We start from the raw sequence: 12,727 nt of genomic DNA on the forward strand, positions 1-12,727 counted from the left end.
AAATCACATGCCGGTGCCGCGTATCATTACCATCACAGTTTTGAGCAAAATAGCGATGTCGCCTGTGAACGACCAGTTCTGGATATAAGAGACATCGGCGAATTCCGATTGTTCTTTGTTCAGCGCACTCCTCCCGGACACCTGCCATGGGCCGGTTATGCCGGGTTTCACTAAAAGTCTAGAAGAATAAAGAGTGTCGTATTTGGCCACTTCCTCGGGCAGCGGAGGGCGTGGACCGACCAGACTCATATTGCCCTTTAGCACATTGAAGAACTGTGGCAGTTCATCAAGTGAAGTCTTACGAATGAAATGTCCGAATTTGGTGATTCGCGGATCGTCCTTCATCTTGAAAATGAATCGGTCTTGCAATCCGTTTTCTTTAGCGAGTTTCGCTTTCAGTTCCTCTGCGTCGGGGCGCATTGATCTGAACTTATACATGATAAAGGGCCGGCCTAAAATGCCGATTCGTTTTTGTGAGAAAATCACCGGTCCCTTATCTTCTCGATGGATCATATAGGCGATAAGAAGCATCGGAATGCCAGTGAGGATGATGGCGACGATTGAAAGAGCAATGTCCATTGCGCGTTTGAGTATGCGTGCCCGTGTCGTGTATTGTGGCAGTTTTGCCGTTAATATAGGCATGTTCGGATCATTGCGGAAATGGAGGGAAGCCCCGCCGAGATCCGCCACAGAAGTAGCGATGGCGAGTTCAATGCCCATTGATTCGACCGCCAACGACAACGTGCGTGTCGTTTCCGAATTGTGCGAAAGCACGTCGGTGATGAGGACCGTATGGGCCTTGAAAATTTTGGCTGTTTCCGCAAGATGGGAATTTACCGAAAGGACCTTCAATTTGGCTTCCTCTTCATTTTCTGGAATGAAGGGAGTCGAAATGAGATGCTGGGTATTTGATTGTGCGGATTTCTCTGATTTATCAAGAGCCACGGGACATACGGCTATCGGTTTGTATCCGATGCCTGAATCCTCTTGCAGTTGTTTGCAAACTTGATGAATCGCCTTTGGTGAGCCGATGAGGATGGTCGAATAGACAAATTCACCTTTTCTGCGACTGTAGTGAAGGGCACGTCGCATGAGCCAGCGTTCCAGCAGTGTCAGGCAACCGGTAAACAGGGGGACGCCAAAAGCCAAAGAACGTGGAATATCAAGTTTGAGAATATAGCCGAGCGTACAAATCATGACGAAGTCAATCAAAGCCGCTTTGAGAATTTTGCTATATAGTTCATATCCTTCGCCCATGACGTGCCGTGAATAGGCTTCGCATATCAACAGACTGATAATCCAAGCGCATATAGCGAGCAGGATGAATTCCAGAATAGCGTTGTTGTGTGGTGCACGGCGTTCCAAATAAAAGTGGCTGTCAGGGTAAATAAGGAATGTGATTATCGATCCAATAATTGTCATCAAAACATCAAGAGCGACAAGACAAGAAGTATATAAATAAGCCCAAGAAGGCTGTGAGTAATCGAAAAAGGCTCTACCTTTTAATTTCGATTCATTGGCAGAAAAATACGAACCGTCGAAAAAATCTTCGGACTCGGTTGATTTCTTTTTTTCGTTTTGGCTTTGCGACGAGGAAATCAAACGGCGTGATTTGCAATGATTTCTTTGCTTGACGGCATCATCAGAAGATGAGGGAATGAGCCCATTATTTAGGCGATTTGCGTCATCGTTCATCGTCAGGATAATCCCCTTTTCTGTTTCCTTCATCAATATAATACATGCATGGTTTGATATGCACATTTTCAATATTTAACGCGTTTTCTGTTTGGTAGACGAACACCTTTTCCAGACAGGTATAACAAATATGTGCAGAATTTGTAGTGTGGATGTGAATTTCATAGGGATGAGGGATAATGGTAATTCGTTGCTGTAGCGGAGGTACTTATTATGCGTGAGCCGAGAGGTAAACATATACGGGCGAGCATGCCTATACAACATCACCATATATGGGCATGGGTGTTATTGGTGATATTCGTATTGCTGTTGGTTGTGGCTGGAATCGGCGGCTATTGTGCAAAAGTCATGTACTCTCAGGCCAAGGAAGTGAAAACGCACGAACAGAATGCCATTTCTATGCTCAGCGGCTTCTCTGGTTCGAATGATTTGAATGCGCTTGATCAGGTTTCCCAAAAGTTGCCGCAAGTGCAGAATGAGACGCAGAAGGCCAATGATATTGCACACGGTATATTATGGAATGTCGCCGCTAAAGCTCCGGTCGTTGGCGATGACATTAAGACGGTTCAAGGTATGACATCTTCGGTAGACGGGATCGTCCATGATTCTGTACCGCAATTCATTCAAGTGTTCACTTCTTTGAAGTCGGCGAATTTGAGTGCCGGCGATGGCAAGATTAATCTCCAACCGATTATTCAAGCCCAGAAGACAATGAAACAAGCTGACGCATCGATGCAAACTCAGGTCGTCAACTACCGTAAGCTTCCTGGGAAGAAAGCTCGCATCGGGGAAGTGCGTGATGCTTATGCTGCGGGAAACATAAAGCTTAACGCGCTTGCAAAGAAAGTAGATCAACTTTCAGGAACTTTCCAAATTGTTCCCGACTTCCTTGGTGCTAATCAGCCTCATTATTTTGCAATGATGAACATGACCACTTCCGAGGCTCGTTCTGCGGGTGGGCTTGTTGGATCTGTTGGGTTGATGACTACCAATAACGGGCAGATTTCCATTGGTGATTTTCAACCGAATACTGCATATTTCCCTTATGGCAATGGTGAGCCAACAGCCGACGAACAAGCAATGTTCCATGATTGGGGACCATTGAACATGTCGTTTGATATTAGAGATTTAGCTGTGTATCCCGATAATGCGAGGACTGCGCAATCTATGCAGGCTATCTGGAACCGGACTCCTTGGGGAAAGAAACAACCTATTGACGGGGTTGTTATGGTTGATCCCGTATTTCTGCAGAAGCTCATTGCCGTTAATGGAAATGTGAAACTTTCAGATGGACGCGTTCTTACAGGCACTAATACTGCGGAATTTTTGTTGAATACTATATATAAAGATTATTCGTCTAAGCAGCAAGATGCTTATTTTGACGAGGTATCTACGCAGGCAGTTGGCAGTATGTTCAAAGGACTTAACTTCCAAAAACTCATACGAATTTCCACAATAATCGGCGATATGGCTAAAAACAGGCATTTTTCCATTTATTCGTTTGATCAGACCATGGAGCAGAACTTCAACGCCAACGGTTACACTGCTTCGAGCCCTAGCAATGAGATGAAGCCTGAAGTGGGCGTGTATGTCACGCAACAAAATGCTTCGAAAATGGATTGGTATATTCACCGTACCAGTACGATAACCAAGATTAGTGGTGGTACCGCAGGCCAACAAACGTATCATGTTGAATACACGATGACTAATACGCTTACCCGTGAGCAATTGGCAACGTTGCCTGCGTATATCGTCGGATTTGGCCAGGCAGGTCAATCACAAGGACATGGAGTGGAAAAGACATTGATCTATGGTCCGGCAGGCGGATTGATAAGTAATCTTCAGGTCAAAGGCACGGCGAGCACATCTAATCTGAGCAGAAAAACTATGGATAGTAAGTCAGTCTATGCTACGGTGGCGGATTTGGCTCCTGGTACTTCAGCTATATTCACCTTTGATGTGACGACTTCATCCAAGTCGACTACTCAATTGGATTTGGACCAAACTCCGATGGGGTGGGATGAGCCGGGTGTGAAATTTATAAATTGAGCATACCTGTCCGGTATCTGTCTTAAGAATCAGCGAAAGGTAGAATTTTAAGATGGCGAAAATAGCGATGGAAGTTAACTGTGAAAATCAAGTTTAATTATCGGATGGGACTGTTTCTCGCCTTCATGAGTTTGGTCTTTAGCGATTCTATGTTCCTGAAAGACAGAAATCTCGATGGTATTGTATTCTATGCCAGTTTAATGTTGTTATGTCTATTGATTGGCTTTTGTTTTATTAAAAGTCGCCGTTCTGCTGCTAAATGGAATACTGTACTGTTTGGGTTGGTGACATCGATCTTTTTACTGATTGGTATTGCAGTACAACATCTTCCTTTGCTTATCAAGGGGCGTCTAATTTTTTCGATGGTTGTCATTGTATTGCTGGTGACGGCCGGTAAAGACCTATTAAAAAATCTTGACGATGTGCGGTTGGTGTCCTACTCTATTTTGGCTGGCTGCGGTTTATCGATACTTGTAGCTTTGATAACGAAGAGTCCGATGGCTGAATCAAGAGTTGAAGCCTTCGGGGGAAAGGTTATCTCCACTGGACCGCTAGGTTTTACAGGTGGGTTGCAGTATAAGAATTTTTTCGCTGCTGATCTCTTGGCTAGTTTTATAGGGTTGGTCATTTATCAAAAATATCGTCATCGCAAAAGTAACAGAGTCGATATCTTTTGGATAGCAGTAATTGTTGTTTTGGAAATTCTTGCCTACTCGAAAACCTGTATTCTGCTGATTCCGATTTTCTGTGTGTTGCTTTTTGGTCTTCCTTCTCTAAAAAGTAAAGGCAAATATGGTGTTTTAGGCGTAGGATTCTTCTCCTTAGCGGGAGTGGTTTTCATTTTTTCCCTCTATCTGATTGTTCGAAGCGATAATTATGGATATCGAGTCAGAGGACTGACAAATTATCTGTCGTATTTTTCTCATGATTCTTTTCGACTTTGGTTCGGTAATGCCGAGATGGCATTTGGCAATCCTGAATTGGGATATGTTAAGACAGTGAGATCGGTCGTTGGATGGAACGGTACCATGGAGTTGGCCTTACTGGATGTTCTCATTAAGAACGGCATATTAGGCATAATTGGCTATTGCTTGATTTTGCTACATTGGATTATTGTTCTTGTGAGGGAAACATTTCCGATGCGTTTGCCCATGTTGTCGGTTCTTTGCATCTTTATCTTGTCTGCGTGCGTTGAAAGTTATGTAGTGAATATGCATGTGGCTTTTGGTGTTTTCTGTTATTTGCTGCTTGCGGCGTTTTCGAAGGGCAAGGAATTTGATGTTCGTAGTTCAACAGATTTGCCGTATGTGCCAAAAGATACGATATAACGGAGTTATCTATTGGCTTTATGATGCTATTGACTACTAAAGGGTCGGAGTTTTATTGCGAATTTGTTATATAGGGCATAAGCGTATCCCCTCAAGGGAGGGGGGAATCGAGGTTGTAGTCACAGAACTTGCAGCTCGTCTGGCACAACGAGGTGAGGATGTTGTTGTTTTTAACCGTAAAGGCCATAATGTTGCAGGTCGTGAATTTGATGCAAAAAGCACTGGAAAATCTCGAGAAACTACCTACAAAGGAGCTCGTGTCATTTATGTTCCAACTCTTGATTTCAAGGGATTAGCGGCATTGACTTCCTCTTTTTTTGCCACGCTTAAGGCCATTAGGCTCAAACCAGATGTCATTCATTATCATGCAGAAGGTCCCAGTGTAATGCTTTTACTGGCGAAATTGGCTGGGGTGCACACTGTAGCGACAGTTCACGGACTTGATTGGAAAAGAGCAAAGTGGGGTGGATTCGCTAAAACTTATATAAAATTAGGCGAAAAAATCATAGCCCACTTTGCAGATGAGATTATTGTTCTCAACAGTGATACGCAACAATATTTTATTCAACGTTATCATCGACAAACTCAGTTAATACCGAACGGGATTGAACCAAAAGTCTCGGTCCCTTCACAACGTATATACGATTCTTTTGGATTAACAAAGGGATCATACATACTTTATCTTGGGCGTATCGTGCCTGAAAAGGGAATTGAATATTTGTTGGGGGCGTTTAAACAAATAAAGACGCCTGTGAAATTGGTGATTGCGGGTGGCGCGTCAGATTCGCAAGATTACTTTGAAAAAATCGAAAGATTGGCTTCTCAAGATAAGCGCGTAATAATCACTGGTTTCGTGCATGGTAATATTCTTGCAGAATTATACAGTAATGCGTATGTGTATGTTTTGCCGAGTGATATTGAGGGAATGCCTATGAGTTTACTTGAGGCGATGAGTTATGGCAATTGTTGTCTTGTTTCTGATATTCCAGGATGCGTTGATGTTGTTGGCGACCATGCTTTGTTATTTAAACATGGTTCTGTCCAAGATTTGAAAGATCACTTGCAAAAATTGCTCGATAATCCAGTTCTTGTCAATAAATATAAAAACCAAGCAAGCTCATATATTACTCAAAAATATAATTGGAATGAAGTCGTTGAACGAACAATAGCACTTTACAAGAAGGCGGTACACTAATGGAAGCTACAGGGAAACCGTTAATTAGCGTGATTATACCCGTTTATAACGTTAAGTCGTATCTGGCTAGCTGCATTCAAAGTGTCAGAGAACAGACCTATCGGCATTTGGAGATTATAATCGTTGACGACGGTTCCACAGATGGGTCTGGAGAACTCTGCGATTTGCTTGCGTTGCAAGATTCTCGAATAAAGGTTGTTCATAAGACAAATGGAGGTCTTGCCTCGGCTCGTAATGCCGGTTTGGATATCGCGCACGGTGAGTATTTCGGTTTTGTTGACAGCGACGATACTATAACATCACAAATGTATGAATTTCTTTTGAAGGCTGCGGAAAAGGATGACTGTCCCTTGTCGGTGTGCCAATTCCGATACGTTTTCCCTGATGGAAAGACTATGGTCAAAACCAAGGATGCGCAATCTTGTGTGTTTGATTTCAATCAGGCGATTATTGAAATGAATATCTATCGTTACTTTGACATGAGTGCTTGTACCAAACTATTCCGAGCTGATTTATTTTCAGACTTGCGTTTTCCAGTCGGTAAGTTAAGTGAAGACTTTTTTGTCATGCCTCAAGTTCTTGATAAAGCGCGGAGAATTTCCTTCATTGCTGAAGCCTGCTACAACTACTATCAGCGTTCGGGCAGCATCAGTAGAGGGAAAACCGCCAACTACGATTTTGAAGAAGCAGCAAGAAAACAGCTGGAATTTCTTGAGGCTAAGCATCCAGATATGGCGATGGTGGGACATGTCGCATATGCATCATCGGTCTTGACTGAATATGATCAATGCATCACGAATCACTTAAAGTGCGAGAAAGAACGTGTGAGACATTTTAAGCGCGTGGTGAGAAGCAATATGAGATTTGTAATGCAATCATCCTATGCTTCACCTAGCAAAAAGCTTCAGATCGTTATTTTCGTGTTTAGCCTGCCTCTTTACAGGCTCGCTTTCAAAGTGTTCAAGCGTATTAGGCGAGTTTGAATTTTATTCCTGACAATGTTGGGTGTTGGATACGACTAAAGGTGAGGGAAAGTTGATTGTTCAAAAGCGCGATGCTGCACTTGACTGTATACGAGTGGTGGCGATATTGTCCGTCATAGTGGTACACATCGCTCCCTCTACTGTGCCAATCCCACAGTTGGCTGTATTTCAGGAAATAGGATCACTGGGAGTTCCACTATTTGTTATTCTTACTGGATATCTTATGGTTGATCGTGATTATAATTCTGATTATCTATTGCGATTCATTCAGCGTAATCTCCTGCCAATGTTCATTTGTTTGGAGTTGTGGAATGTTATCTGGTATATACTTGATCGGATATTTGATTCCACTGAACCGGCGCGATATTATCTTAAGATCGCACTGTTTTTGCAAGTGCCTAAAGGCCCATTCTGGTTTTTGCCAATGATTTTTGGGTTGTATCTCGGGATTCCTCTTACTTCTTATCTTTTACATCACTTTCTCGCAATGAAGAGCCATGCATATCTCTATATATTGATGGGTTGCTTGTTGCTGACAGGTACGCTAATACCAACTACTAATTATGTCAGAATGATAATGAGCGGGAGAAGTGGACTTTCTAGTGTTCTCGAAATGAATATTTTTGGAGTAAATGCCTGGGGTGGTTCGGTGTGGATGTTGTATTTGCTTATTGGCTTTGGAATTCAACATTTTTCATCGCAGCTTGATAAGAGACTTTCGACTCCATGGTGTTTGACCGGTTTTGTCTTCTCCTTTTTCGCTTTGCTGCTTTTCCATCTATGGGCTCGGAGCCGTAGAGTGGATGAGTCTTTTTTCTATACCAATGTTCTTGTGATAGTATGTTCCACTTTTCTGTTTCTTGCATTGCATAAATTGAATGGGCTTTTGACAGGATTACCGCGTCTCTCTTATTGCCTTGCAAGGGTCTCAAAACTTTCTTTTGGGGTTTATATGCTGCATTTTTGGATTTTCCGAGCTCTATCTTCAATGGCTCATTCTTGGTTTGGCCTCGATACAGGATATTTTCTTTTTGTCGTGCTTGTTTTTGTTTGTTATTTGGGATCTCTCGTATCGGTATGGGTTCTTTCTTATATTCCACTATTTAGAAAATGGCTGCTGTTGATGAAATGAATTCATATATAGGGAATGGAAGTATTCGGAATGTAAAATGTAGTGGAGTTTTATGAAAAGGCTTTGACTATTTCCGATTTTTCTATCCGTAGGTCGTGCATAGTGTAAATTACGTATGCAGGAATTTTGGCGGATTTGAAAACCGCACGTGGAAAAGAGTACGTTCGACTTTAAGAACTGATCTACAAAGTGGCAGGTCTCCAAGTGTTATCAAAGATTGGACCGTACTTTAAGAACGAAGAATTGGTTGACGTAAATTTTGGGTACAATAACATCTCAGATGTGTCTATTGACTCGTAGAACAAACATTAAAAGCAGGAATGACGGCTTTTAGCGTGTTCTAATGTATTTGTGATGAATTTTTCCTTGGTGATGATGAGAATAAATAGATCAACGCATAAATATGTCGTTGTGCACAGGATGAGTTGAACGATGTTACTACATTGCCTTACGAAGATGTGAATGATGACTAGTGCAGCGAAAGAAAATAACGTGGCGAAGAAAATTTTCCCGATGTCGAATTTTGAATGAACTTCGAAAAGCATGTCCTTTGTTGTTATTATTCGTATGATAAGCGTCAGCAGTTCAGAGGTCGTGATGCTGAGTGCAGCTCCCATGATATTAAACCTAGGAATTAGCAAGAGACCTACTATGATGCTGCATATCAATCCGAGGAGGTTGATTGAAGCGTAAGTTTTTTCCTGTCCTTGAATAATTAGGAGCTGAGAAAGAAAAGAATTTAGAGCGGAGAAAAGTATCACTGGTGTGATCGCCATTAAGGCAGGTGTCGCACGTGCATACTGTGTCCCTGCGATTAGTAATACTATTGGCTGAGCGCATACAGCTATAATTGACATTAGCGATAAACCTAAAATCGTTAGAAAGTTCAGGTTTTTTGCCACTAAGTCTTTTAGCTTTTCTCCATCAGTATTTGATTTATAATAGGAAAGACGTGGAAGCATAACATCACTGACCGAATTGACGGCTCCAACGCAAAGCCCCTTGATTTTTACTACAAGTTGGTAAAGGCCAACCGCAACGTTCGTGCATGTGAAGCCGACAAGGACAATATCCATTTGTGCATATAGTCCTGACGCAATTTTCGAGACGGCGAATGAAAGCATTGGTTTGAAATGTTTACGTAGATTGAGCTTCCGATTCATCTTGAAAGTGACAAATTTACGGAGTCTCCAAACGTTGACGAGATTGGATCCGTATGAACCGATAACAAGAATGACTGCATAGGCGCGATAGTCTGTTGCAGAGTGGATAAGCAGAAACATCAATACTAGACTGATGGCTTTCATAATTAGGTTTCTGACGGTAATATACGCATATTGCTCGATGGCCTGGTAAAACCATTCGACGCCGCAGGCGGAAAGCCAGATGGTTATGCTGAAGATGAGCATAGTTGGCATATCTTGGCGCATTCGAGGAATACAAAAAATTGCGATAATAAATGCTGCATAGACAATGATAGTTGAAAACAATAAAATCGTAAGAAGTTCTTGAACAAGCTGACTTAACTGTTCAGGGTCATTTCGAACCTTTGCGCATTCTCTGATTCCATACGACGGTATGCCCAGGAGAGCGACTAAGGAGAAATAGCTTAATATACTCTGTGCCCAGCTTACTGCTCCCATACCGGTCGGCGATAGGACGCGAGAAACGTACGGTACAGTAATCAGAGGAAAAAGAAAAGAAGAAGTGACGACAATCATGTTCATCACGACATTAAATTTCACCGATCGGATACGAGGTGTTTTTTTTGTTGTCAAATTAGTCAGCACTCCTCTTTTTACTGGTGTCATCAGCTTAATCCGAATAAAGGATATCCGCGTGTTACGAATAGCTAGGTATGAGGCAAAATCAGCTTTTCTGCCTTTTGTAGTAGCTTAAACAAGGAAGAAAGATGTGATGCCGAATTGTGTGTTCGGTGTTGACAGATGTCATATCAAGAGGACGGATGGCAATGAAACCAAAATTGAGTATAGTTCTTCCTACTTATAACGTTGAACAATATATTGCACGTTGTGTAAATTCCATTTTGCGCTTGGAATTTCAGAATTATGAAGTTATTTTCGTAAATGATGGTTCGACAGACAAAACTAAAGAAGCTTTTGAAAGTCTACAATTAGATTCCCGCTTTCGGATGATTACTACAAAAAATGCGGGCGCTGGACATGCTAGGAATTGTGGATTACGTGTTTGTCGGGGAGAGTATGTCTATTTTATGGATCCTGATGACGAACTTGTCGGCGATCCATTTATCAAAGGTTTACCATTGCTTGATCGCAATGAAGCAGACTTGTTGTTCTTTGGCTACATTCAGAAGGATATGGATAGCTGTTCTGAAACCAGTTATGCCTTACCTGAAGAGATGGCCTCACGAAATCAGAAAGAGTTTCGCGCCGAATTGTTCATACAAGTTTGTGCCAATATCAGTGCGAACGCTGTTTGGAATAAAGTTATCAGGCGAAGCTATCTGTTAAGCGAAGGAATTGAATTCCCGAATATGCGAGCTGGACAGGATGCGGTTTTTAGTTGGAATATGTATCGAAACATAGGGCGCTGCGTGGCCATCACTGGAACGTATTATTGTTATTATTCGCATAGGCCTGGGTCCATTAGATCAAGTTATGTCGCCAATAAGTTTTCGGATGATATCAAAGCTGTTCAATTGGCCCGAGAAGTTATTGCTCAGTGGCACATGGGTGATCAATATCTGAACCATTATGTGAGTTTTGCTGTCTATGCAATTCGGGAAGAGATTAGAAATCAGATGCGGGCCAAACACACCGATTCCACAGTTATTTCTCGAAGCAGTCTCTATAAAGCTTTAATAAAAATACCTATGCGCAAACTATCTTGGAAAAACAGAGTAAAAATCTTTTTGACAAAGTTGAGTGCCCATGGCTTGTATAAGCCTATGGTATTGCTGATGAGATGACTTATATGGCGTTCGCTTAAAAGACGTTTTGAACGTTTAAAGAAACCAACAGGATTTGTATTATTGTCTTTTTTCTTAGCCGTTAGCTACAATCAAGCTGAAGCCTAATAAGGAGAAGGTAGACATGAAGATTGCTGTTGCTGGAACCGGATATGTGGGTTTATCGGTCGCGGTGTTGCTCGCACAACATAATGAGGTGTTCGCTGTCGATATCATCCCCGAAAAAGTTCAATTACTTAATAAGAATACTAGTCCGATTGTTGACAAGGAAATTACTAGTTTCCTTGATAAGAATGCTTCAGGTGAAAGGCCTCTGAGCTTTACGGCGACTCTGGATATGGAAGAGGCTTATGCTGGTGCGGAATTCGTAGTTATTGCAACCCCGACCAACTACGATCCCAAAAAGAACTATTTTGATACGTCAAGTGTCGAAGACGCGATTCGGGCGGTACGTAAGGTAAACAAAACTGGTTGGATCGTGGTGAAATCAACGGTGCCGGTCGGTTATACAAATGGTGTCAGAAAAGAATTCAACGATGACCATATTATCTTTTCCCCGGAATTTTTGCGCGAGAGTACAGCCTTGTATGATAATTTGCATCCCACGCGAATTGTAGTTGGTGCTCCTCAAGATGATACTGAAGCCGTAGCGGCAGCGAGGAAGTTTGCACACTTGCTTGACGAAGGTGCCGCTCCTGAAGAACATACTCGGACCAATCGGGATGGTTCTACCGGTATCCAACAACTGATTGTAGGCTGCACAGAAGCTGAGGCCATCAAACTGTTCGCAAATACTTATCTTGCATTGCGTGTTGCATATTTCAATGAGTTGGATACATATGCAGAGGTCCGGGGTCTCGATACTTCGGCCATCATTGATGGGGTCGGCATGGATCCTCGTATTGGTTCGCACTACAATGATCCCAGTTTTGGCTATGGCGGCTATTGCTTGCCAAAAGACAGTAAACAGCTGCTTGCTAACTACAATGAAGTTCCTCAGAACCTCATCGCGGCTATTGTCGAGTCCAATAGAACTCGCAAGGACTTCATCGCCGAAGAAGCTTTGAGACTTGTTGAAGGCATTGATAATCCGGTTATTGGTGTTTATCGGTTAACTATGAAACGCGGATCTGATAATTTCCGTCAGTCTTCGATTCAGGGAGTCATGAAACGGATCAAAGCAAAAGGCATCACGGTGCTTGTTTATGAGCCTACGCTTGATGCGCCTGATTTCTTTGGCAGCGAGGTCACTCATGATCTGGATGACTTCAAAAAGCGGTGCAATCTCATTCTGGCTAATCGTTGGAATACTGAGTTAAGCGATGCCTCGAATAAAGTTTATACGCGTGACCTTCAAAAAGATGTAGCCTAATTCCGTCGATTGCTTTAATGGAA

Annotated in this window: 9 protein-coding genes; 7 read left to right on the top strand and 2 right to left on the bottom strand. The window is 42.4% G+C overall.

The features are described 5' to 3' along the window. Nucleotides 1-3: 3 nt before the first annotated feature. Nucleotides 4-1,728, bottom strand: coding sequence for a sugar transferase (locus OZX72_RS01665; RefSeq protein WP_277158722.1), 1,725 nt, complete (start codon nucleotides 1,726-1,728; stop codon nucleotides 4-6). A 180-nt stretch (nucleotides 1,729-1,908) separates the two neighbouring features. On the opposite strand from OZX72_RS01665, the gene OZX72_RS01670 reads away from it, so the two are divergent. The 5 genes from OZX72_RS01670 (at nucleotide 1,909) to OZX72_RS01690 (ending at nucleotide 8,382) form a co-directional block, all read left to right on the top strand. Further along, the gene (locus OZX72_RS01670) at nucleotides 1,909-3,744 is read left to right on the top strand and encodes a DUF4012 domain-containing protein (protein ID WP_277158723.1); all 1,836 of its coding nucleotides are present in this window, start codon (nucleotides 1,909-1,911) and stop codon (nucleotides 3,742-3,744) included. An 80-nt stretch (nucleotides 3,745-3,824) separates the two neighbouring features. Continuing rightward, nucleotides 3,825-5,072, top strand: a complete 1,248-nt coding sequence (locus tag OZX72_RS01675; protein WP_277158724.1) for a hypothetical protein — start codon at nucleotides 3,825-3,827, stop codon at nucleotides 5,070-5,072. Between the two features lie 55 nt (nucleotides 5,073-5,127). Then, entirely contained in the window at nucleotides 5,128-6,267 is a 1,140-nt protein-coding gene (locus OZX72_RS01680) for a glycosyltransferase family 4 protein (RefSeq protein WP_277158725.1), read from the top strand. Then, nucleotides 6,267-7,250: a glycosyltransferase gene (locus OZX72_RS01685; RefSeq protein WP_277158726.1), complete on the top strand. Its 984-nt coding sequence runs from the start codon at nucleotides 6,267-6,269 to the stop codon at nucleotides 7,248-7,250. The genes OZX72_RS01680 and OZX72_RS01685 overlap by 1 nt, the downstream gene beginning before the upstream one ends. A gap of 25 nt (nucleotides 7,251-7,275) precedes the next feature. After that, a complete protein-coding gene (locus tag OZX72_RS01690) occupies nucleotides 7,276-8,382 on the top strand; it encodes an acyltransferase (protein WP_277158727.1) in 1,107 nt (368 codons plus the stop codon). Nucleotides 8,383-8,690: 308 nt separating this feature from the next. Here OZX72_RS01690 and OZX72_RS01695 read toward each other — a convergent pair whose 3' ends face one another. Next, complete coding sequence (locus tag OZX72_RS01695) at nucleotides 8,691-10,193, bottom strand: flippase (protein ID WP_277158728.1); 1,503 nt, start codon at nucleotides 10,191-10,193, stop codon at nucleotides 8,691-8,693. Nucleotides 10,194-10,348: 155 nt separating this feature from the next. Between OZX72_RS01695 and OZX72_RS01700 the strand changes: the two genes are divergently transcribed. Beyond that, on the top strand, nucleotides 10,349-11,332 hold the full coding sequence (locus OZX72_RS01700; RefSeq protein WP_277158729.1) for a glycosyltransferase family 2 protein: 984 nt from the start codon (nucleotides 10,349-10,351) through the stop codon (nucleotides 11,330-11,332). 124 nt (nucleotides 11,333-11,456) lie between these two features. Further along, complete coding sequence (locus OZX72_RS01705; protein ID WP_277158730.1) at nucleotides 11,457-12,704, top strand: nucleotide sugar dehydrogenase; 1,248 nt, start codon at nucleotides 11,457-11,459, stop codon at nucleotides 12,702-12,704. Nucleotides 12,705-12,727: the final 23 nt, after the last annotated feature.

The sequence above is a fragment of the Bifidobacterium sp. ESL0769 genome (assembly GCF_029395495.1).
Lineage (GTDB): Bacteria > Actinomycetota > Actinomycetes > Actinomycetales > Bifidobacteriaceae > Bifidobacterium.

Excerpts from the sequence above, each read along its gene's own strand:
- OZX72_RS01665 (WP_277158722.1), bottom strand. The coding sequence starts at position 1,728 with ATGAAGGAAACAGAAAAGGGGATTATCCTGACGATGAACGATGACGCA.
- OZX72_RS01670 (WP_277158723.1), top strand. The coding sequence starts at position 1,909 with ATGCGTGAGCCGAGAGGTAAACATATACGGGCGAGCATGCCTATACAA.
- OZX72_RS01685 (WP_277158726.1), top strand. The coding sequence starts at position 6,267 with ATGGAAGCTACAGGGAAACCGTTAATTAGCGTGATTATACCCGTTTAT.
- OZX72_RS01695 (WP_277158728.1), bottom strand. The coding sequence starts at position 10,193 with ATGACACCAGTAAAAAGAGGAGTGCTGACTAATTTGACAACAAAAAAA.
- OZX72_RS01700 (WP_277158729.1), top strand. The coding sequence starts at position 10,349 with ATGGCAATGAAACCAAAATTGAGTATAGTTCTTCCTACTTATAACGTT.
- OZX72_RS01705 (WP_277158730.1), top strand. The coding sequence starts at position 11,457 with ATGAAGATTGCTGTTGCTGGAACCGGATATGTGGGTTTATCGGTCGCG.